This is a genomic window from Sagittula stellata E-37 (genome assembly GCF_039724765.1).
Classification (GTDB): domain Bacteria; phylum Pseudomonadota; class Alphaproteobacteria; order Rhodobacterales; family Rhodobacteraceae; genus Sagittula; species Sagittula stellata.
Map to the genome: position 1 here is coordinate 683,307 of NZ_CP155729.1, position 21,231 is coordinate 704,537.

The following is a 21,231-nucleotide window of genomic DNA, read 5'->3' on the forward strand; positions in this document are numbered from 1 at the left end:
GAGATGATATTGGCCGGAGTGGGGTTGGGCAAGCGTGCTAAGCTACGAGGAAATCGATGCGTATCTGGGAGATCGCTACCGTGCTCTAGCCCAAGAACGTGATGGAGCGCCGGTTTATGCCATCGAACACGGGCTCAACGTGGAGGATGCACGGACTCTCGCCTCCAAGATCGCACGACGGCTTCGAGCTACTGGAGCTATCGGGTCCGGAATCAGCTGGCCGTTGCTCGCGCTTACAGCCGAGATCGGCTACGCCTACAGGGGGCTGCTTTCCGGCTACTGGCCGCACCTGGAAGCTGCACTCGGTCTGCACTTGTCCGCCAGTGCTCGCGAGACACTGACCGACCATTACCTTCGTGCGCATCATGCCGTCGGTCTTGCTCACCCGGACAACACTCCATTTTCGCGCGCATTCCGGCACATCGCGTGGCCGCTCACCAACGCACTGGCCCCTCGCCAGATCCATGCCGGTTTGAGCGAGGCGCTTCTGGAGGTCGCCATGCTGGATCCGGCCGATTCCGCTTTGGTCCGGGCCGTGCAGCAATGCTGTCGACGGAGCGGTTTGCTGGCGCTCAACGATTGGGCGGCAGGAGAGGCACGAGTGGAGTCCGTCGCCACCGCGATACTCGACGCGCCCGACAGGCGATTATCCCGATCGATCGTCAACCGGCTCGAAAACGACATGATGTCCGCAATGCATATCCGCGACACCCTCGTCCGCGCGAGAGTGGAGCGTCGACGGCGCCAGCGGGAACGGTCTCGTGCCATGGTAGACGAGGTCGAGCCGCACGGGCCTCAAGACGACGATGGCGCGGCGGCGTTGCCGTTTGAACTTCGCGGTGGACTTCGTCTCGGCGCCAGGCTCTTCGCAGCGGACCTGCCTGTCGTCCTCCATGCCCGTACGCCACTTCGCTTCACCCGCCATGAAGTGTCTGAGCCCGAACGCCTTCTCACCGGGGAGACCGCGCGTCTGATTCTTAGTGATGGTGAACAACTAGTTTTGGACTACCAAGACGAGCGCAACGTACGCCGCACAACCAGCATGAGGTTCACCCGTCCCGAACCAATCCCTTCGCTAATCTCGGTGCACATGGAGCCTGGTATCCCGGTGCTCGCGGACCTTCGTGAAGATCGTCTCTCGGTATTCGTGTCGCTCGCGCAGCCGCCCGACGACGACCGCGCTCGGACATGGCCGCGGGAACTTCTGGACGTCGAGATGCGCCTGGAGCTGCGCATCCCAGGCGCTCCTGCCGTTCTCTCCCGCGAAACCCTGCCCACCATCCCCGGGCGGCTTGCAGCGAGAGGCCCGGGCCTGTCCAACCTGTCATCAGGGTTGCGCGGGTTCGAGGACAAGGAGGAGACGATACGAGCGGCGATGCTGACCATTCGGTGGGATGGGGATAATCGGTCGTTTTCACTCGCGGAAGAACAGCTTGAGATTCGATGGTACGAGGCCGAAGACGGATGGCGTGCCTCCGTACCCGACGGGTCCAAAGACCTTCCCGTTCGCCGCGTTCCTGCCGATGATCCTTTCGCGATCCCGGTTGCGAATGTCCAAGGCACTGGGGCCCAGCTCCTCGTGGTTGACGGGGTTTCGGCTCCAAATTTCATCGTTGCAGGGCCAAGTCACTTGCGGATGACCGATTCACGGCCCGCGGCGCCGGACGTTCATCGGCAACTCGGCCGTTCGAACAGCTGCCCAGGACTGCGCGCCGAAACTGAAGCCTGGCTTAGCTGGAGTAGTGCCCGTCCCGTCCACGTGGTGGCCGAGCTCCAGGCCCGAGGAGCCGCCAAGGTTGCCGAACGCGCGATTGTGAATACGATGTGCGGCGAGATCTGGTTGCAAGAAGAATCAAGGCCGTCGGAAGGCAAACGGTTCCGTGACAGCCTCGCTGAAGCAGTGATCCGCCTCGATTTGGCGGGGGTAGCTGAGCTGCGGGAGGTCGGACAGGAAATCGGAGAAGCAGATCTGAATGGCTTGCTCGCGGCGCTGGCTGACGCTTTCGCCGACGTTGTGCCCCCCAGCTGCCTCGAGAAGACGCTCGACGAGAAATGGGCGGAAAGGGCAGACGAGCGCATCGATAACGCTTGGAAATCGTTGACACCCGCGCGCACAGAGCGGTCGGCCCCTCCCGTTGACTTTGAGGCCTACAACGCACCGGAGGCCTGGCAGGCCGCCGTCGCTCACGCCGTCCGAAGCAGCGGCCGTCACGTCCTTGCCGCGATGATCCTCCCGCCGCGCCTCTCCAACGCGCTTCGAAACATCGACTACCAAAACGCCGAAACACTTGAAGTCGCCCGCGCCATCGCAGACTTCAGGATCGATCGTGGGAGCCTTGCTCGCCAGGCGCGACGGATCTCCGGAAGCGACATCCCGGTGGCACTGTCGCTCTGGACCGACCCGCGTGCTTTCGCAATGACCGACTGGCTCCCGATCGTCACTGCGCTTTTCGAGGATCGGATGACTGCCCGGGCAATTCGCTATGCCGCTCTGCGGCTCAGAACTGCTCGATGGGAGGTCGAATGACTATGAACGCCTACCTGCGCATGGCCCACGGTGTGCAGGCGCTCCGCCGGCGCGTGGAGCGCGACCACGCGCTTCTAGGCGCGCTAGGGGTCGCTGCAGATCCCTTGCCCCACCAAATGGCCAATGTGGCCCGAATTCTGGAGGCGCCCGAGCTGCGGCATCTGCTGGCCGACGGCGTGGGGCTGGGTAAAACCGTGCAGACCCTTATGATCTTAAATGCCCTGCGCCTCCAGGACCCGGACCATCGGACGCTGCTCGTGGTTCCAGACCATCTGATCGGCCAGTGGCTACAGGAGTTGACCACTCGTGGCCACTGCGACGCGGCCTTCATCGACGGCAACACCTCGGAGGATGAGGCCGACGTCTCAGTCAGAATTATCAAGCCATCGTCGTTGTCGGTGCATCTGAGGCATGGGTCCGAACACTACGACCTTCTCGTCGTCGACGAGCCGCAGAGCTTTACAGTCGCACAGCGCGACACCCTAGCCCGCGCCCGACCCTTCGCCCAGTTTATTGCTTTGACGGCGACGCCGGAGCTTGGCCGACCGGAAATGCTGCATTGGTTCGTCTCCATGTTGGAGCCCCTTCGCACCGCTACTGCGGACGACCCAACGGAGGTCATCAGGCGGGACGAGGTGACAGCCGCGGCCTCGATCCGGTCCGCAGACGAGGCTCGAACCGCGTTCGAGCGGGATGCATTCGGTCGACGCATCTGCCGGTGGTCGCGGGCCGATTTGCCAGACTACATGCCACGCCGCGACTACACGCGCGCCAACGTCCCGACTTTCGTCCGCGAGGCCGGTCTTGCCGCCACAGCGCGAAAGGTATTGGCGCGCACCGTCGGCAGCGATCCCATAAGCCGCGCACGGGCGCTCCACCGCCTCGGCCGGGCGTCTCGCGACGCGCTTGCCGCCCTACCCAAAGATTTTTACCAGATGCCTGATAGTGCGGATGCGAACATTGGCGACTCCCGGCTGGACGCGCTGCTCGACTTCTTAGCGTTGATCCGTGCGGAGGATGCTAACGCGCGTGTACTCGTGGTCGCGGGAGACAACGACACGATGGCCCGCCTGGAACGTATCTTGCCCGCCTACCTCCAGAGTTCTTCGGAAGGCGAACAGACAAGCATCGCACGTCTAGCGCGCGGTGAGCAGACCGCGGCCGATGCCGAGGCGGCAATCCGGCGCAACGTCGATACGATCGGCGATTTCGTGAGCGGCTCCGACGACATCCTACTGCTGGGCGATTGGGCCGAAGCCGGGCTAAATCTCCATCATGGGTGCGAGACCATCGTCCTCTATTCCTGCCCTTGGACCGTCCGCAGTATCGATCAGTTGGTCGGTCGTCTGGACCGGCTACGACCGGGCGCGGCGCTGGCGGCGGAGGCGCGAAAGGATCAGGGGCGTATTCGCATACACGCCATCACATGGGCAGGGTCGCCCGAGTCAGACGTCGTCGATGGTCTCGAACGACTAGGAGTATTCGAGCGCCCAACACCTCCGATGAGCGTGGAGCGCGCCGAAAAGATCGAGAAGCACCTCGGCGCGCTGGCCGCGGGCCGGGAAGCACCGGCAGCCTTGGCTGACTTGGAGCTGATGGGTGGGGACGGCACCGGCGAACTGGCAGCCTCCCGCCTCGCGCAGTACGACCCTCACACGGCCGACGCGGCCCGCGCGCGCCATCGCGCCATGTTGGAACGCAAAAGCCTGCCTGGCGGATTGCGGCCGTCGCGACCGGAACACGGCGCGCGCGGCCCAGAAGAGGCCGAGCTTCTTGCCTGGCTGGAGGCGCTCCGGGCGTCGAGCCTTTTAGACGTGAGGACAGGATGGAAGGACCAATCGGTAGACGGCGCACGCTACGGCAGTGTATGGTACGCGGACCTCGGCGTGAAAGCCTCCGGCGCAACGCGTGACTTATCGTTGGAACTGCTCGAGCGTCGGAACGAAGGCGACCGACGTTCCAATCCACGATCCGGTCAGGTCGCTTTTCTACACCACAGACGCCATCTTTCCGACCCTCCGCTCAGGATGGCCACGGACCGCGAAGGTGACGCCCGCCACTTGCACTTCATAGACCACGGCGACGAATTTCATGAACAGCTTTGCGCCGCGTTCCTGAATCTGGCCGATACCGCGCTCGAACGGGACAGAGTTCCGGTGGCCTCGGTGGGATATCCGCCCGGTCATTCCGCGCTGTCCGACGTTCGCCCCCTTCTTGTGACGGCAGCGGCATGCAGCCTGTCGCTGCCAATTGACGACGACGCCCGGTGGGACGGGCTGATGCACGGCCTGAATAGCGAGGACGCGCGCCATCTGCGTCGCTACGCTCGCGCCGGCTCACAGGCCGACGATCGCTGGCTGCGCCTCGCTGCGCCGACCCGGCTTATCCTGGAAGGACTGGCCATCAACCCTGAGGGGGGCGATCTTGAGCGGTTGCCGGCGTCCCACGTCACAGCCATTCTTGATCCACGTGCTAAGACAGGGAGGCTCGTAGTGGGCGATCCCGTAACGCTGCCGGACACCATCCCCCGACTTCGGGAGGCCGCGATGCGTAGGCGGGCCAAGGCCCACGCCATCAAGCCGCACCTACCCGATCCGGGGCAGGTCGCACGCAGATCCGAACTGGTGACGGCGGAAGCGCACCGCGCGAAAAGTGAGGCGCAAGCGCGCGCAGCTGCTTTCCGTGCGCAGATTTCGTCCGACGAACGGCAGGCGCGCATCGCGGAAGCACGCGCCATGAGGGTGGAACGCGAGGCCGAGGCGCTGGGGGCTTTCGCATCGCGACGGCTCGAAAGGATTGTGGGGGAGGAGAAGCTGATTGATACGAGAGTTTGGCAGGTGATCCTGATTCCATTCGAGCGGATTTGAACGTTGAAAACTGATCAAAATAGAGATCGCAGGCAGGAACCAACTTTGTCGTCGCGCCTGAAATCTGCTGGAAACCTAGCCAAAACCTAGGACCTTGATAGCCGGTCAAGCATACGATCGATGAGGCTCTTCGCTGTCACTTGGTTGACTGAACAATCGTAAATCAGATCAAAGACTTCCTTGTAGGTGGCTCTTTTGCGTTCAGGCAGGTGCTCAAAAATGTCGCCTTCTGCTTTCCTCGCATGGGCATCGACTGCCTTCTCGATCGTTGTAAGGCGTGACCGCATTGCACGACGATCAACATCCTCGAAAAGATCAAACTCCACAGCTTTTCTCATTTCGGAGAGAAGCGTGCCGATCTCAGCTCTGATTGATTTGGCAAACCGATCCGAAATCGCCCCTTGCTTAAGGACATCAAGTTTCTCGTAGACCTTGTCGGCCGCGAGCTCGAATGTCTTGAGGCGGTTTCGTTTTTGTGAGGAGACACGGCACTCGCGCGCCACTTCTGCGCCAACAGGTCTTAGGTGAGCGATAATATTGTCGAGATGTGCGTTGCTCTCGAATTCGTCGCGGCGGCCGTTCGGCACGACACGACCATCTAGTACGTGAACCTCTCCAATGGTCCAAGAACAGAAGCGATCCTCAGGGAATATCTCTAGGAACAGGCGATCATGGCCTACTTGGATATTGCCAACACGAGCGCGCAAACCCCGGACTCCCTGTGCCGCGGGAATCGCACCCTGGTAGTCATGATGGATGAGCCAGCCCACAGCGGCCGGCTCGCCATCGATGCTCTCAATCTTGAAGGTCTTCAGGCTGCGCAGCGAAGCGCGCTTCGTGTCTGAGTATTCGACATGGTCGCGATAGGGCCGGTAGACCGGCTCCTCTGATCCGTTGATGTGAATTCGGTACGCCTTGCCAGCGCGGCCATGCTGAGAGAGCAGATCAGCGATCTCCTCACCGAAAGAGAATTCGGGCGAAAACGGACAGGGGCAAACCTGGCTCACGAAGCTCTCGATCTCAATCTCGTTGAGCAGTCTGTCATTGGCGATACGGCGCGGTTTGATGAGCTCGACCTCGAAGAAATGCGCTGGATAGTCGTCGGGTTCCAGACGCTTAAGCGTCACCGCCTCTCGAACAATGGAGCGCAGGTCGGAGTCCCTATCATTGGATGCCAGCATGCGCTTAACAACGCGTCCGTCCCACGTGGCCTCGAGAACCTTCGTGTCGCCCTTGGCGCGCGAGCGGAACACAAGCTGCTGAACATAACCGAGCGCAGAAAGGCGGCCGACGCCTCGAAACCCACGTGCGTCCGTGCCTCGTTTATCACTTGCGCCAAAGGAGAGCATTCGCCTGGCGAAGGTCTGATTGGCCAAACCCGTGCCGTTGTCGCGGATCACAACTCGGCGGTCGATGTGATCGAGATTAATCTCGATAAGGCCGTCGTTACTGGAAGCAAGAAGTCCGGCAGCTACCGCATCATCGACGGCATCGGTGGCGTTCTGAATGTACTCGCGGAAGATGGAGAGCGGATTGACATACATGGAGCTGCTAAGAAGCTCCAACACGTCCTTGCCGACGAAGATTTCTGCATCGTCAAAGCCTTCGTCATCGATATGCGCCGCCTCAGCCATGTCTCCGCTCCCGTTTCTCTCTCACGCGTAAACCTGCGTGATGTCTTTCAGCTGTGTCTTCGTATTCGTGGTCGGCTGCACATCTTCATCGGTCAGGCCGGCATCTTCGACTCGCTCATCCTCAGGAACCAGATAGGCGTTGATATCTTCAACACGCCGGCGCTTTTGAGCCTCCCAAATCCGCGCCTCATCTGTTTTGGACATGGGTACAAAGAACCGGGCAGCTTCTCGTAGCTTGCCGGCGGCAAGCTCGTTCAGGTCACGCGCATAGTCGTTCTTATCGCGCGTACACAGGAAGCCAAGAAGCTCGGTGCGCTCATCGTCCGAAAGCGCCCTCATCGTCGCTTGGAATTCATCGAACTCAGGCCGCCCGTCGTACTGTTCATACCAGTAACGATTGAAGATGTAGTGATGCGGACGAAGCAAAATGCTTTCGAACTCGTCATAGGTGTCGCCAAACGCCTTCCGGAAGAATTCAGGTGCACCACTGACGATACCGTGCGTTGCCTGCAAGATCACCTGCATCGAGCGCAGGTAATATGAATTCCAATTCTTTCCGACATGTCCGCGATCAGGCCGAGTGACCGGTTGGTAGCGCATCGGGAAAGAAAAGATGCGTATGTTGAGTTCCTCATTGAGTGTCACGTTCAGCCGCATACGCTCAAATAGATCAGCCGGGCTGTCATTGAAATTATAGAGCATGTAGTTGGAAAGCTCTGTCAGTCCGGCATCCGCCGAATAGCGGATCGCTTGGGCGTAAGGCTTCTTTACACCTAGATGGTCGAAGGCGATGCGAAGCGGCTTGAGCGCAATCCGTGCTAGCTGCTGCAAGTACATTGGGTCCTTGCACAGGATGCGCGCATCGACGCCTTGGTTGAAGTCTACGCGCCGCTGCAGTTCGTACCGTCCCCGTTTGAGCTTGGCGCCTCGCTCAAATCCAAGATCGATAATTTCAGCGATGATTTCTTTAAAGTTGGCCGAGGCGACCACGTTGTTGTCCATCAGGATCAGGTCACGTTTCTCGCCGTAGAGCTTACTCACCCCTTGGACGACTTCGCTCAGCGAATTAGTATCGCGCTGACCACCTTCGAGCTTCGGGACGCCGCAGAATGCGCATTTTCGCACGCACCCTCGTGAGGCATAAGTGAAGTATGCGTCGTTCACAGGATACTGGTACTCGATGTGATCGAGGATGCTGTAGTCGGGTACTAGGTCCTCGATGGGCTTTCCGTTTACGTCATCGGCATAGAGTTCTTCGTCAAATGGGTCGAGGCCGAGAGAGACGGCCGGCGCCTCGCCCAGGAGACCCTTGATGAAGCGCACGCCACGCCAGCGCGGTTCGTCGACAAAGTTCTCATGCATCAGCGAGGCCGCGATGCCGCCGACGAAGACGCGGTGGGCCTGGCCGCCCACGAGGTCGAGGGCATAGTCGATGCTGCGGGCAGTGCGCTCCCACTCGAACGAAAAGAGTGTCGTGATGTACACGCGGTCCCAGGCCGTCTCATAGGCCGAGGGGTCTTCGCCCTTCACGAACCGAACATTGTCCCGCTTGCCGTTCGGGCCGTGATACTGGGCAATCTTCATCAGACCCAGCGGCGGGTACTTGTTCCTGTAGCCCGGTTCTACAAGAAGGATGTTCTTGTTGGCCATGGTCTGCCTCGATTCGTGTTCTGTTCCACCTTACCTACCGCAGGCCAGCTTGTCGATCTAGCAGTGGTCACTTCGTAGCTCAGTCTGTGTATGGACCTGACGGAACGGTGTTCGCAACCGAATCCTGATCGCCCGGGCACTATATCGTGTAGGTGCATAGATCGCTGGCACAAAATGCAAGCGGTGTAGCGCCCAACTGGGCGGGTAGGCCAACGGCAGGCATGCAGGCACCGTGACGTGGACCTGACCGGATCCTATTGCGACGGTGATTTCGCCTTCTCGAGCTGCTCTCGTATTGTTGCGATTCTGGATTCGATCTTCTTAAGTTCAAACTCTATTTTTTGACGAACTCCCGGATTATGCTCAACAATCTCATCGAGCACATCCGGTTCGCAAATCCAAGAGCGGAAGCGCTTTACCTTGCTGAGTTCGACGCTGTCGCCGCCGGCATGCCTGGCGTCGGTGTAGGCTTCCTCGACATCCACATCCCCCTTCGAAAATTTCTTTAGGATCTGGGGCGTCTCACAGATAACCGGGAGCTGGTCGCGAATGTCTACAGCGCGGACTTTTCCAGACTTGATAAGCCTTACGACCTTTTGCTCGAAGTCCGCTATCTCATCGCGGGCCTTCTTAATTTTTCTAGACTTCAAAAACTCGTCATAGTGGCTCCAGCGTTCCCGGCTTTCGTCCTTGTTGTCCTTCATGAACTGGAAGACATTGACCAGGTGTCTGACATGTTGCGGACTAACCCCAAGCTCGCGGGCTAAGTCTGGAATGTCTATTTTTTGATCGACATGGCGACGGTACACGAAGCCGGCTTTCTCATACGGTGCCCAGTCTTTCTTCCCTTTGACGTGGTACTGCCCGAGCATCGCGTAGACATCTGCGTCGCTTATGTCGGAAGGCAGAATGCGGCAACGAACCAGGTTCCACTTGGCGGGGTTGTCAGCCGCCAAGGAGCGGTAGGCGGCAAGGCGGCTGTTACCTTCGATGACGACAAAGTCACAGTCGCGAACAATGATGGGGTCGATGAGCCCGCCATTGTCGAGAATATCATGCCTAAGCGCTCTGACATGCTCCAGCTTCAGCATCGAACGATAGATCGAATCCTGGTCTGGTTCAGCCTCGCTGCGGTCTAGAAGGGAGTAAACTCTCGGGTTGTCAGGCCAGAAGTTCAAGTCTTCATGCGGTATGTCGCGTGTAACCGCAGGTATCTTCTTCTGCCGGATCAGGATGTAATCTTCGTCCGGACTCATTCTGCCTCCGCAACGGGGTTCAAAATTTCAGCGACTGCACGACCGAAATCATAGTCGGCGGCCTTCTCATAGTCTTCCTTGCATACGTCAGACTGCAGCAGTTGTGCGGCCAGACGCTTTGCACTTAGCAGGCTGTCCACCCAGCAATCGATCGTATCATCGCAGATGAGGTTCCATATGTAGCACTCGCGCTTCTGCGAGATACGGTGAATTCTGTCCTGTGACTGAAGATAGTCATCCAGACTGAAAGACCTATCATAGTAGATGGCATGGTTGGCTACGGTCAGTGTCAATCCCTCCTTCGCGGCACCCGGTGTCGCCACAAGAACGCTTATATCTTCGCGGTTCTTGAAGTCTTCGATGGCCCGGTTTCTTACCTCTATCGGTAGTTCACCGTGCACTCTGACCGCACCGTACTCCGCCAAGCGGCGACACAGCCATTCGGCGTTCCGCACGAACGAAGTCCAAACGATAACCTTGCTACCGTCGTCGGTTGCCTCGCGCACAAGACGGTTCAGCTCAGCGACTTTGCCAGGCTCCTCCTTGTAGTTCTCATCCACCAGCGCCGGATTGGACGTAACCTGGACCAAGCGAAGCAAACGCTTTAGGACGGCTTCAGCGTCATCCTCGGCCAGTTGCCCGCCCTGCATGACTTCCGCGCGTGCTTGCTCGCGATATGTGTCGTAGAGCTTTGCCTGATGCGGTGCCATGTTGGTGGTAACAGAGCGCACCACCTTGTCAGGGAGTTCGATACCGGTTGATTTTTTTGTTTCGCGGATGGAAAACGCCCGAAGTTTCTCAAATACAGACGCGAGGGCATCCGCGAATTTCTTCTGGCGCTCTGGGCTATGGTGAAGGTCGTTGTCCAATGACAGGTCTGATCGGAATGCTTCGAAGTCTTCGCCGAGCGCTTCGCCCCCATCGAGAAAGAAGACTTGTGACCAGATATCCTCGGGCCGGTTGGCCACAGGCGTTCCTGTCATGATGACCCGCCGCGCAAAGCCTTCCCGAAGTTCATGAAACGCCTGCGTCAGCGCCGCTGAGGGGTTCTTGATCTTCTGCGCTTCGTCAAGGATCACGCCTACTCTGCGCGTCTTCAAGAACATTTCAAGGCGCGGCTGTTCGGAGCGCACAACCTCGAAGTGTCCAAGCACAATTCGGGCAGAAGAGTTGAAAACGAAGAAGTTGTGCTTACGATCCTGGCTGAGGATTCCCGGTTTTATGTGCGTGTGACTGGCCAGCTCTTGCCGCCAGTTTTCTACAAGCGCGCGCTTCGTGATGATCATCACCGTATCGACCGTCCTCTCGGCCAGCCAATGCAAGGCAAGATCGACTGCAATCTTAGTCTTTCCGAGCCCTTGCTCGTGAAAGAGGGCTGCGTATTCCAACCCCTTTACGGCCTCGACCGCATCAAGCTGGTAAGGAAACGCCTTAAACCTGGCTGTGAGGTTCAATCTTGGGTCCGGGCGCAGCATATCTAGTAGCCTGTATCAATCGTCAGAATGTGCGATCCTACGGCTCCGTAGGCGGCCTCAAGTTCACGCACCAGCTTCGTAGCGGTGGGCCTGGCAATGAATGGAACGGCCAAGTAGAAGAACGCTGCCTCATGAAACGCAAGGTAGCGCACGAAAGAGGCAAGTTGCCGATGGGAGCGAGGTGATATCAGGTCCGCCTGCGTTTTGGCCTCTCCGATAACGACGAATGTGCGGGGCACATCCTGAGCGTATAGGTCGGGTAAATGGCCGCCAATGCGCTGCGGGCGCTCGCGCCCCATCTTCTGATCATCCAGATATAACGCCAAGTTCCCGGCTCCACCGTGCTTCTTTCTGACGTATGCCGTCAGCCTGGAGACCAGTAGAGCGTGCTCGTCGGACTCACCGGACATCAGCCAGCATCAACTATCAATGATTGCAGGGTCTGCAGAGCATCTATCGCCGCTTCAACGTGCCTCAATGTGGCTCCGTCATCTTCCCTGAACGACTGAATTTCCGGCATCGAGTACGCTTTGCTGGCAATCGCAGCGGCCAGTTGTGCGAGGGATGCCTTCTGAAGTTCGACGTTGTCCGTCTCGCGATCGAGCGCCCTGATCGCCATCTTCATTCCGTCTTTGAGAAAGATGGCCTTTGCGTTCTTGTCCTTCAGCACTGCAGGAAGTTGCCTCACCTCCTGCAAGGTGTTGATACGGCGATCCTTAATCCACTCAGCAAAGTCCGTGCCCGAAAAGCCGTTCATGAGGATAGCCTCCTGAACGCGAGGGCTCTGGTACTCGACGAAACCGGAAAATCGCTCCGGATCGAACTCGTCCGCTTCACACAACGGGCGATAGAACTCCTCCATGTCGGCGTAGGCCTGAATCGAGCGCGTTACGTCCCTCTGATTGCCCCCGCATAGAGCGACAATTCTCTCAAGAGGCATCAACTCCACGTTCTGTAGCTCGTGCAGATATCGCGCTTTAGAGTAGGCATCCCACGGGCGCGGCCCGACAAGATGAGCCTGAAGACGAATGGCATCGATGCTTTCGGGTTCTAGGCGGTTGTGTACCAGAGCGGGTATCTTCGACCAGTCTCCGGTAGCACCCTTCTTGTGGAGATCGCGATAAATCCACAGCCGCGTGTTGCCCTCGATGCAGACGAGCGAGCCGTCTTCTCGCCTATCCACAATGATCGGCTGGCGAATACCGCGATTGGCAATGATGGACTCTCTTAGCCTGGAGGGCGTTGTGGTGTCGGCCAGAGCTGTTGGGCTATCACTCGATGGCGCGTTCAGAGCAAGGCCTATATGGTGATCACCGATCACGCCCTCATCGAATATCTCAAGAAATCGGCGAATTCTTGGGTTCGTCGTATCAAGCTTTACTTGATCGATCGGTAGGTTCTGAAATTCGCCGGATGTCATCGTCTTCCTCCGTCACTGGCGGGTTAGGCATGCCAAAGCGCTCACGGCCACAACGGCTATACTTCATCATAATCAACAGCAGCCGGTCCGGGTCAACTGGGCGGAGACTGGCTCACGCCTCGCGGGTTGCCGACAAGGTCGGTCTTCGTCCCAAGCTGACGGGCATTGTCCAGAGTCACTATGGCTTCGGAGGGTCGCATGACGCGCGTATGGAGTGTGGTGAGCGGACGGCTGTCCAACTGTCTCGACCACCAAGTGTCGATCGATGCCTAGCATGTGCCAAACAACTGGCGCATGCTGCGCGATCAATCGAAAAGGGGCGCGTCAGCGCGACTTTATCCCAAGGATTGCCTGAGGTTCTGCGCGACCGCATCGGCCGCCATCCGCACCGGCTCGGCGGCGAGGTGGGCGTAGCGGGCCGTGGTCTGGACCTGCGTGTGCCCGAGCAGCTTGCCGATCATGGGCAGGCCCTGACCCGAGGCGACGGCGGTCGACGCGAAGGTGTGCCGCAGGTCATGGATGCGGACGTCCTTCACCCCGGCGCGGGCGCGAACGCGCTGCCAGAAGGGCTGGAGATCGCTCAGGCGCTTGCCCGGTAGGATGCCGGTGATGACCCACGGGTTCTCGTCGATGTGCTGAGCGTCGCGGAGCAGGTCGACGACGGGCTGTCCGAGATGGACGACCTTGGCGCCCGACTTGGAATCTGGCAGGCGCAGAACGCGCTCGGCCAGATCGACGTGGGCCCATTTCAGCGTCATGATCTCGTTCAGCCGACAGCCGGTCAGGATCAGCAGGCGGGCGGCGAGAATGGCCGATGGCAGTTCGATCCCCTCCGCCTCCATCTCGCGCAGCACCTCGCCGATCCGGCGCAGTTCCGCCGCGCTGAGAAAGCGTTCGCGCTTCTCCTCGGGATACTTCCGGATGTGCTTTCGCGGGTTGGTGCCGTCCGGACGCAGGCCCCACATCTCGGCGAGGCCGAACATCTTCGAGACCACTTCGAGGCGGCGGTTCGCCTGATAGGGGATGTGGCGGAGGTCGTGGTGGAACTTCGCCACGTCCGCCCGGGTGATGCCCGTGACCGTGAGCTGGCCGAGCGCGGGCAGGATGAAGCGTTCGAGGTTGCGGCGGTACTCCTTGGCCGTGCTCGCCTTCACGCGGATCGCGATGTGCTCCTTGTCGAACCGCTCCGCCAGCTCCTTCACCGTGATCGCCTTGCGCCCAGCGTCGCGTTCAGCGGCGGGGTCCTCGCCATTGCGTGCGGCGGCGAAGATGGAGATGGCGCGGTTGCGCGCCTGCTCGCAGGTCAGCACCGTGCTGGGCCCGAGGCTGATCCGCCGGGACCGGCGTCCGGCGCGATACTGGACCACGTAGCCCTTGCGCCCGCTCGGCAGCACCCGTAGCCCGAAGCCAGGGATCTCGCTGTCCCAGACGAAGTATTCGGTGGAGCGGGCTTCCGCGGTGTCGACGAGGCGTTTGGTGATCCTGGGCATGGCGCTCTTCGGTGGTTCTTTCGCCGTTCCACAGTGCCGGAGTGTGGGCGGAATTCAACGAACACATTGAAATTGCGAAGAAAAAGGAAATGCCTCGCGTTTCCGCGCAAGGCGTTTCGGCGCGCTGATGCGGGAAATCGACGAGCCCAGCGAATCAGAACGCAGGTTCCGGTGCCCGCGGACCGTTGATAGGCTCGGTGAAAAAGAAACTGGCGATCCGATGGCTTCCAAGACCACCCTGAATGCGAAGAACCTCGAAGCGCTAGGCGCCGAGCGCCTGGCGCAATTGCTGATCGAGGTCAGCACCGGCAACGCGGCGGCCAAGCGCAAGCTCCGGCTCGCGCTGGCCGGCGCCCAGAGCCCGAGGGAGGTGGCGTGGGAGATCACCAAACGCCTGACCAGCATCGCTCGCGCGCGCAGCTTCATCACCTGGAAGAACCGCAAGGCGCTGGTCACGGATCTCGAAACCCAGCGCCGCGCCATCGTTGAGCAGATCGCGCCGGCCGATCTGGATGAGGCGCTGGCGCTCATGTGGCGGTTCATGGCGCTCGCCAGGCCGGTGTTCGAGCGCTGCGACGACTCCAGCGGCACCGTCATCGGAATCTTCCACCAGGCCTGCGCCGATCTGGGCCGGCTCGCCGCGAAGGTCCGGCCGGACCCGAAGGCGCTCGCCGACGCTGTTCTCGATGCGCTGCAGGACAACGGCTATGGCCAGTATGACGGCCTGATCGGCATCATGGCTCCGGCGCTCGGCGCCGAGGGGCTGGCGACCCTGAAATCGATGGCCGAAGAACTCGGTCGTTCGTCCGTGCCGGTGCCGCCGAAAGACCAATGGAGAGCGGTGGGCTGGGGCACGGGCGGCACCACGTATGAGCACGAGATGCGGGCGCGTGGGCGCACCAGCACGGTCGCCATGGCGCTGAGGAACATCGCCGACGCGCAGGGAGACGTCGACGGCTTCATCGCCCAGTACGATCCGAAGACCCGCAAGGTGCCGCAGATCGCGGCCGAGATCGCGCAGCGCCTGCTCGCGGCCGGCAGGGCGGGTGAGGCGCTGGGGTTTCTCGAGCGCGCGGAGCTCGGCGACGGGTTGCGGGTTCCACTGGCATGGCAGGACATCCGCCTGCAGACGCTGGAGGTGCTGGGTCGCGGCGAGGAGGCGCAGGCGTTCCGGTGGGACTGTTTCGAACGCACGCTCTCCGACAGCTACCTGCGGGCGTACCTCAAGCGGCTGCCCGACTTCGACGACATTGAGGCCGAAGAGCGGGCGATGGCGCAAGTCATGGCCTATCCGAGCCTTCTTCACGCCCTGCAGTTCTTCCTCGACTGGCCGGCGCTGGATCGCGCCGCCGAGATCCTTCTGGCCCGGCACGACGAGATCGACGGGGATCACTACGAGTATCTCGCCCCCGCGGGGGAGGCCCTGTCAGAGCGTCATCCGCTGGCCGCGACGCTGGTGCTCCGCGCGATGATCGATTTCACGCTCACCAGATCCCGTGCGAAGCGATATCGCTATGCCGCCGAGCACGTGGTCTCCTGCGCTCGGCTCGCGCGGGACATCCCGGACTTCGGCGCGTTCGAGACGCACGACGCATATGTCGCCCGGCTGAAGGAGGAGCATGGCAGGAAGTTCGGCTTCTGGTCGCTCACCGCCGCCTGATGGTCGTGCTACCGGAAAATCAGGTCTCGGCCCGTTGGAAGCATTATGGAAGCACGAGGCCGAAAAACGCTGCGCAATCCCGACAGATCGTGCGCAGCGGAGCCTCGCCCTCGGGATAGGCAAGTGTCGGAAACTGCGAAAGAACGCGCGCTTCCGAGTGATTGTTCATGATACGTTCGACACGATTCATAACCTGAAGGTCGTAGGTTCAAATCCTACCCCCGCAACCAAATTTCCCTAAATATACTGAATAAAAACCTCCCCTTGGAAGGTTTTTGTCGTTCGAGGTTTCGCGCAGATTGGTGGTCGCAACGATTCCAGTGGTTTGACGGTTGGTCTGGTCGTCATATGCATTAAGGCACGCGAAGGAACGAACATTCATATATCCAATCCGTCATCAAATCACCGCGTCGACCGCCTCTGCCAGCTTGTCCGTCAACTCCGTCAGTTGGTCGTCTTCGATGATGAACGGAGGGGCCAGAAGGATGTGGTCGCCGTGCCGTCCGTCAATCGTTCCGGACATCGGGTAGCAGATAAGTCCCGCTTCGAACGCGGCCTTCTTGATCTTGCCAGCCAGACCTTTCGCCGGGTCGAACGGGGCTTTTGTGCTCCTGTCCTCGACCAGTTCGATCCCCCGGAAAAGACCGCGACCGCGCAGGTCTCCGACGTTTGGGTGCTGGCCGAAACGTTCGAACAGACACTCCTCCAACTTCCGCCCCTGGTCCTTCACGCGTGATACGAGGTCACGCTCCACCAGGGCCGTCAGCACCGCGTGTCCGGCGGCAGCGGCCGTAGGGTGGCCGATGTAGGTGTGCCCGTGTTGAAAGAAACCCGATCCTGCTTCGATAGCGCCATATATTTCGGCAGAGCACAGCATCGCGCCAATGGGTTGATACCCGGCCCCCAGTCCCTTTGCGATACACAGGATGTCCGGCGCAATTCCGTCCTGCTCGCAGGCAAACAAAGATCCCGTGCGGCCCATTCCGCACATCACCTCATCCAGAATCAGCAACACCCCATAGCGGTCACAGATGTCGCGGATGCGTTTGAAGTAACCCGGAGCAGGAGGCAGAGCCCCTGCTGTCGCGCCAACCACGGGTTCGGCCATGAAGGCCATGACCGTGTCGGGGCCAAGTCTCAGTATCTCATCTTCGAGGGCCTGCGCCGCACGCAGGCCGTAGGCCTCCAAGCTTTCTCCGTCATGCCGGTAGCGGTATTCATAGCAGGGGTCTATGTGGCTGACGTCCAGCAACAAGGGGCCGAACTGAGCCCTTCGCCACGCGTTGCCGCCAGCACTGAGCGCCCCGATGGTGTTGCCGTGATAGCTTTGCTTGCGGGCGATCAGCTTGCTGCGCTGCGGTTCGCCTTTCTCCACCCAGTATTGGCGTGCCAATTTGATTGCTGCCTCGGTGGCCTCGGACCCGCCGGATACGAGATAGACGCGGTCGATACCTTCGGGCGCGTGGGCGATCAACAGATCGGCGAGCGCTTCGGCGGGGGCTGACGTAAAAAAACCGGTGTGGGCAAAGGCCAGCTCGTCGACTTGCGCCTTGATGGCATCTGTGACGGTCCTGTCGCTATGGCCGAGGCAGGACACAGCGGCGCCGCCCGATCCATCCAGATACCGTATTCCGCTGGCATCGATCAGGTAGCAGCCATCGCCCTTGACGGCGACAGGGGGGCTTTGCCGGGTATGGCGTGGAAAAATGTGAGACATGACAGGCTCCCGTGTGGCTGGACGACGTGCAAACGGCCAACTTCAGCGTGACCTGCGAAGGCCCAAACAATCAAGCCGGAGCTGTGCTGCTCCGGCTTGTCAGTCTCAGGTTGTTCAGGCCGCCAATCAGGAGGCCGCTTGATCGGCCATGGCGGCGGCAAGCGCCGCCTCGAAGATCGCCATGCCTTCGTCGATGATCGCATCCGACGCGGTCAGTGGCACCATGATGCGGACGGCATTGCCGTGCATGCCACAGGCCAGAAGGATCAGCCCTCGCTTCAGGGCATGGGCCACGACTGCCTTGGTCAAAGCCGCGTCCGGGGTGGCCGTTTCGAAATCGGTGACGAACTCGACCGCCAGCATCGCGCCGATGCCGCGAATGTCCCACATCCGGTAAGGTGCAACGCGTGCACCCATGTCCGCGAACCGCGCACGCATGGCCTCTCCCATCGAGGTCGACCGGGCAAGAAGCCCTTCGGACTCGATGGCCTCGATGGCGGCAAGCGCGGCAGCACAGGCGACCGGATTGCCCCCGTAGGTGCCGCCCAGACCGCCCGGGGCCATGGCGTCCATCACGTCGGCGCGGCCCACGACACCGGCGATCGGATATCCGCCAGCCATGCTTTTGGCGACGGTGATCAGGTCGGGTGCCACGCCGGAGTGTTCCACCGCGAACCACGTTCCGGTGCGGCCGAAGCCGGCCTGGATCTCGTCGGAGATCAGCAGGATGCCCTCACGGTCGCAGATTGCCCGCAGGGCTTGGAACAGCTCGGCGGGTACAGGATGGTAGCCGCCTTCGCCAAGCACCGGTTCAAGAATGATTGCGGCCACCCGGTCGGGCTGCGCATCGGTAAGGAAGAGCGTTTCGAGCGCGCGGATCGAATCGGCGACAGTGATACCGTCACGCTGGCTCGGGAACGGAACGCGGTAGAGATCGGTCGGGAAAGGCCCGACATCACGCTTGTAGGGCGAAACCTTGCCAGTCAGGCCAAGGGTCAACAGCGTGCGACCATGATACCCGGCAGTGAAGGCGATCACGCCCGGGCGTCCCGTGGCGGCACGGGCGATCTTGACCGCGTTCTCAACGGCCTCGGCACCGGTGGTGACGAGCAACGACTTCTTCGGAAAGTCGCCGGGTGCCAGTGCGTTCAGTTTCTCGGCCAGAGCGACATAGGGTTCGTAGGGAACAACCTGGAACGACGTGTGGGTAAACCGGTCTTCCTGAGCCTTGGCAGCGGCGATCACGTCGGGATGACGGTGCCCGGTGTTCAGCACGGCGATGCCGCCGGCGAAGTCGATGAACCGGTTGCCTTCGACATCCCAGAGCTCTGCATTCTCGGCACGGTCGGCAAAGACCGGAGCGGCAGAGGCCACGCCGCGCGCGACGGCGGCTTCGCGACGGGCGAGCAGGGCTGCGTTTGATGCGGATGACGTCCGGCTCGTGACCGAAGGTGCCGACTTGACCTTCTCCGTCACGGGACGCTTTTTTGCGGTTGTGGCCGACGATTTGGGCGCGCTGCGGGAGCGGCCTTTGCGCGGTTCAGTTGCAGTGGTCATGGCGGGTCTCCCTGCGCTCGATGCAATCAATATACTTGATGCTTGGCCACTTTATTTGTCAACCGATTTGGCGGCCGCCACCTTCTTGAGCGGAGCGACGCCTGCAACTATCTGAATTCGCTTGCTTCAAGAATTCAGTTGACCGTCTGAAAATCCCGTCGCTTAATAAAATTGACAAGACGACAAAGGAGATTCATCGCTTGGACATTGGCGGAAGGCTTCGGGAAGTGCGCGAATCGCGCGGAATGTCCCAGCGTGACCTGGCCGGTCGTGCCGGACTGACCAGCAGCGCGATTTCCCTGATCGAACAGAACAAGTCCAGCCCCTCCGTCGCTTCTCTCAAGCGGCTGCTCGACGCCATACCGATGAACCTGTCCGAGTTCTTCTCGGTTGTCGAACAGCGCAAGACGCCGAAGTACTTCTACGCGCCGGACGAATACATCGAACTTTCCCCGCAGGATATCGGGCTGGGCGTCGGCGCTGCCCGTGTGTCCTTGCGGCAACTTGGCGACGCCTCGCGGCACTCGCTTCAGGTCCTGCACGAAACATATCCCGCCGGCTCGGACACTGGTCCGGAGCTGCTGCGGCACGAAGGAGAAGAGGCGGGCATCGTCGTGTCCGGGTTGATCGAAGTGACGGTCGCCGACCAGATACGGGTGCTCAATCCGGGAGACGGTTATCTGTTCAGCAGCCAGCTCCCGCACCGGTTCCGCAATATCAGCGATGCCCCATGCGTGGTCATCAGTGCCTGCACACCGCCAACGTTTTGATAACCCCGGCGCAACACCGTGTCGCGACGTGCGTCAAGCGGGTCGGTTTGGACTTTGGCTTGTCAAGCTGTGAAAGGCTGCTAGCCTTTTCCGTACCAACGGGGCCGCATGCAAGAATAGCAAGCGGTCCAAGAAACAGGGAGAACATGATGAAATCATTCAGAATCGCCACTTTGGGCGCGGCCATTGCCATGATCGGCACCGTCGCGACCGCCGAAGACCGTTTCATCACCATCGGCACCGGCGGCCAGACAGGCGTGTACTATGTGGTGGGGCAATCCATCTGTCGACTGGTCAACCGGAACACGGCTGAAACCGGCATCAAGTGCACCGCGCCGTCGACCGGCGGTTCCATCGCGAACATCAACGCGATTGCCGCAGGCGACATGGACATGGGCGTGGCCCAGTCCGACTGGCAGTACCACGCCTACAACGGTACGTCCGAATTCGAGGGCAAGCAGTTCGACAAGGAACGCGCCGTCTTTTCCGTTCACAGCGAGCCCTTCACCGTCGTGGCACGTGCCGACAGCGGCGCGACCAGCTTCGACGACCTGTTCGGCAAGCGCGTGAACGTGGGCAACCCGGGTTCGGGCCAGCGGGCCACCATGGACGTCGTGCTGAACGCGATGGGCAAGTCCGATGCGGACTTCGCACTCGCCTCAGAACTGAAGCCGGCTGAGCAGTCGGCTGCACTGGGCGACAACAAGGTGGATGCGATCATCTACACCGTCGGCCACCCGAACGGTTCGATCCAGGAAGCGACCTCCACGGTCGACGCGAAACTGCTGCCGGTGACCGGTGAGGCCATCGACACGCTGGTTTCGGAAAACCCCTACTACGCCAAGGCCGTGATCCCGGGCGGCATGTACGCCGGCAACCCCGATGACGTGGAGACCTTCGGCGTGAAGGCGACCTTTGTGACGTCGTCCGACGTTCCGGACGATGTGGTGTACGAAGTCGTCAAAGCGGTCTTCGACAACTTCGACCGCTTCAAGGGCCTGCACCCGGCCTTCGCCAACCTGAAAGAAGAAGAGATGATCTCTGCCGGTCTCAGCGCACCGCTGCACCCGGGCGCAGAGAAATACTACCGCGAGCGCGGCTGGATCGAGTGATCCCAAGAACCTGAGTCAAAAGACCGGCACCTCCGCAAAACGCGGGGGTGCCCCGAGCCCACGCATGATGGGCCGGCGCTGAAAAAACAGCGGCAA

At 60.6% G+C, this 21,231-nt stretch carries 14 protein-coding genes; 5 read left to right on the top strand and 9 right to left on the bottom strand.

The genetic code is table 11. From position 1 onward, the window contains the following. The first annotated feature begins 34 nt into the window (after positions 1 to 34). Positions 35 to 2,527: a hypothetical protein gene (locus tag ABFK29_RS03155; RefSeq protein ID WP_040603968.1), complete on the top strand. Its 2,493-nt coding sequence runs from the start codon at positions 35 to 37 to the stop codon at positions 2,525 to 2,527. Between the two features lie 2 nt (positions 2,528 to 2,529). After that, positions 2,530 to 5,394, top strand: coding sequence for a DEAD/DEAH box helicase family protein (locus ABFK29_RS03160; RefSeq protein WP_040603971.1), 2,865 nt, complete (start codon positions 2,530 to 2,532; stop codon positions 5,392 to 5,394). Positions 5,395 to 5,480: 86 nt separating this feature from the next. On the opposite strand, the gene ABFK29_RS03165 is transcribed toward ABFK29_RS03160, so the two are convergent. The 7 genes from ABFK29_RS03165 to ABFK29_RS03195 all read right to left on the bottom strand — a co-directional run bounded on the left by ABFK29_RS03165 (position 5,481) and on the right by ABFK29_RS03195 (position 14,319). Then, the gene (locus ABFK29_RS03165) at positions 5,481 to 7,028 is read right to left on the bottom strand and encodes an ATP-binding protein (protein WP_005854564.1); all 1,548 of its coding nucleotides are present in this window, start codon (positions 7,026 to 7,028) and stop codon (positions 5,481 to 5,483) included. A gap of 21 nt (positions 7,029 to 7,049) precedes the next feature. Beyond that, the gene (locus ABFK29_RS03170) at positions 7,050 to 8,678 is read right to left on the bottom strand and encodes a hypothetical protein (RefSeq protein WP_005854566.1); all 1,629 of its coding nucleotides are present in this window, start codon (positions 8,676 to 8,678) and stop codon (positions 7,050 to 7,052) included. 254 nt (positions 8,679 to 8,932) lie between these two features. Then, the gene (locus tag ABFK29_RS03175; RefSeq protein WP_005854568.1) at positions 8,933 to 9,934 is read right to left on the bottom strand and encodes a ParB N-terminal domain-containing protein; all 1,002 of its coding nucleotides are present in this window, start codon (positions 9,932 to 9,934) and stop codon (positions 8,933 to 8,935) included. Beyond that, complete coding sequence (locus ABFK29_RS03180; protein ID WP_347100039.1) at positions 9,931 to 11,388, bottom strand: DEAD/DEAH box helicase; 1,458 nt, start codon at positions 11,386 to 11,388, stop codon at positions 9,931 to 9,933. Before ABFK29_RS03180 ends, ABFK29_RS03175 begins: the two co-directional genes overlap by 4 nt. Before the next feature lie 23 nt (positions 11,389 to 11,411). Beyond that, positions 11,412 to 11,735, bottom strand: a complete 324-nt coding sequence (locus ABFK29_RS03185) for a hypothetical protein (protein WP_157136372.1) — start codon at positions 11,733 to 11,735, stop codon at positions 11,412 to 11,414. A gap of 83 nt (positions 11,736 to 11,818) precedes the next feature. Next, on the bottom strand, positions 11,819 to 12,829 hold the full coding sequence (locus ABFK29_RS03190) for a ParB N-terminal domain-containing protein (RefSeq protein ID WP_005854574.1): 1,011 nt from the start codon (positions 12,827 to 12,829) through the stop codon (positions 11,819 to 11,821). A 335-nt stretch (positions 12,830 to 13,164) separates the two neighbouring features. Next, complete coding sequence (locus tag ABFK29_RS03195; protein ID WP_005854576.1) at positions 13,165 to 14,319, bottom strand: tyrosine-type recombinase/integrase; 1,155 nt, start codon at positions 14,317 to 14,319, stop codon at positions 13,165 to 13,167. Positions 14,320 to 14,539: 220 nt separating this feature from the next. Here ABFK29_RS03195 and ABFK29_RS03200 point away from each other — a divergent pair, with 220 nt between their 5' ends. After that, on the top strand, positions 14,540 to 15,979 hold the full coding sequence (locus ABFK29_RS03200; RefSeq protein ID WP_040603973.1) for a DUF6880 family protein: 1,440 nt from the start codon (positions 14,540 to 14,542) through the stop codon (positions 15,977 to 15,979). A 397-nt stretch (positions 15,980 to 16,376) separates the two neighbouring features. Here ABFK29_RS03200 and ABFK29_RS03205 read toward each other — a convergent pair whose 3' ends face one another. Both ABFK29_RS03205 and gabT read right to left on the bottom strand, forming a co-directional pair. Continuing rightward, positions 16,377 to 17,696 carry an aspartate aminotransferase family protein gene (locus tag ABFK29_RS03205; protein ID WP_005854580.1) on the bottom strand — a complete coding sequence of 440 codons (1,320 nt, stop codon included), beginning with the start codon at positions 17,694 to 17,696 and terminating at the stop codon, positions 16,377 to 16,379. A gap of 126 nt (positions 17,697 to 17,822) precedes the next feature. Continuing rightward, positions 17,823 to 19,253 carry a 4-aminobutyrate--2-oxoglutarate transaminase gene (gene gabT, locus ABFK29_RS03210; RefSeq protein ID WP_005854581.1) on the bottom strand — a complete coding sequence of 477 codons (1,431 nt, stop codon included), beginning with the start codon at positions 19,251 to 19,253 and terminating at the stop codon, positions 17,823 to 17,825. A 245-nt stretch (positions 19,254 to 19,498) separates the two neighbouring features. Between gabT and ABFK29_RS03215 the strand changes: the two genes are divergently transcribed. Beyond that, on the top strand, positions 19,499 to 20,023 hold the full coding sequence (locus ABFK29_RS03215) for a cupin domain-containing protein (protein WP_005854582.1): 525 nt from the start codon (positions 19,499 to 19,501) through the stop codon (positions 20,021 to 20,023). Positions 20,024 to 20,169: 146 nt separating this feature from the next. Next, entirely contained in the window at positions 20,170 to 21,135 is a 966-nt protein-coding gene (locus tag ABFK29_RS03220) for a TAXI family TRAP transporter solute-binding subunit (RefSeq protein WP_415857456.1), read from the top strand. Positions 21,136 to 21,231 lie beyond the last annotated feature (96 nt).

Excerpts from the sequence above, each read along its gene's own strand:
- ABFK29_RS03160 (WP_040603971.1), top strand. The coding sequence starts at position 2,530 with ATGAACGCCTACCTGCGCATGGCCCACGGTGTGCAGGCGCTCCGCCGG.
- ABFK29_RS03165 (WP_005854564.1), bottom strand. The coding sequence starts at position 7,028 with ATGGCTGAGGCGGCGCATATCGATGACGAAGGCTTTGACGATGCAGAA.
- ABFK29_RS03170 (WP_005854566.1), bottom strand. The coding sequence starts at position 8,678 with ATGGCCAACAAGAACATCCTTCTTGTAGAACCGGGCTACAGGAACAAG.
- ABFK29_RS03175 (WP_005854568.1), bottom strand. The coding sequence starts at position 9,934 with ATGAGTCCGGACGAAGATTACATCCTGATCCGGCAGAAGAAGATACCT.
- ABFK29_RS03190 (WP_005854574.1), bottom strand. The coding sequence starts at position 12,829 with ATGACATCCGGCGAATTTCAGAACCTACCGATCGATCAAGTAAAGCTT.
- ABFK29_RS03195 (WP_005854576.1), bottom strand. The coding sequence starts at position 14,319 with ATGCCCAGGATCACCAAACGCCTCGTCGACACCGCGGAAGCCCGCTCC.
- ABFK29_RS03200 (WP_040603973.1), top strand. The coding sequence starts at position 14,540 with ATGGCTTCCAAGACCACCCTGAATGCGAAGAACCTCGAAGCGCTAGGC.
- ABFK29_RS03205 (WP_005854580.1), bottom strand. The coding sequence starts at position 17,696 with ATGTCTCACATTTTTCCACGCCATACCCGGCAAAGCCCCCCTGTCGCC.
- gabT (WP_005854581.1), bottom strand. The coding sequence starts at position 19,253 with ATGACCACTGCAACTGAACCGCGCAAAGGCCGCTCCCGCAGCGCGCCC.
- ABFK29_RS03215 (WP_005854582.1), top strand. The coding sequence starts at position 19,499 with ATGTCCCAGCGTGACCTGGCCGGTCGTGCCGGACTGACCAGCAGCGCG.
- ABFK29_RS03220 (WP_415857456.1), top strand. The coding sequence starts at position 20,170 with ATGATGAAATCATTCAGAATCGCCACTTTGGGCGCGGCCATTGCCATG.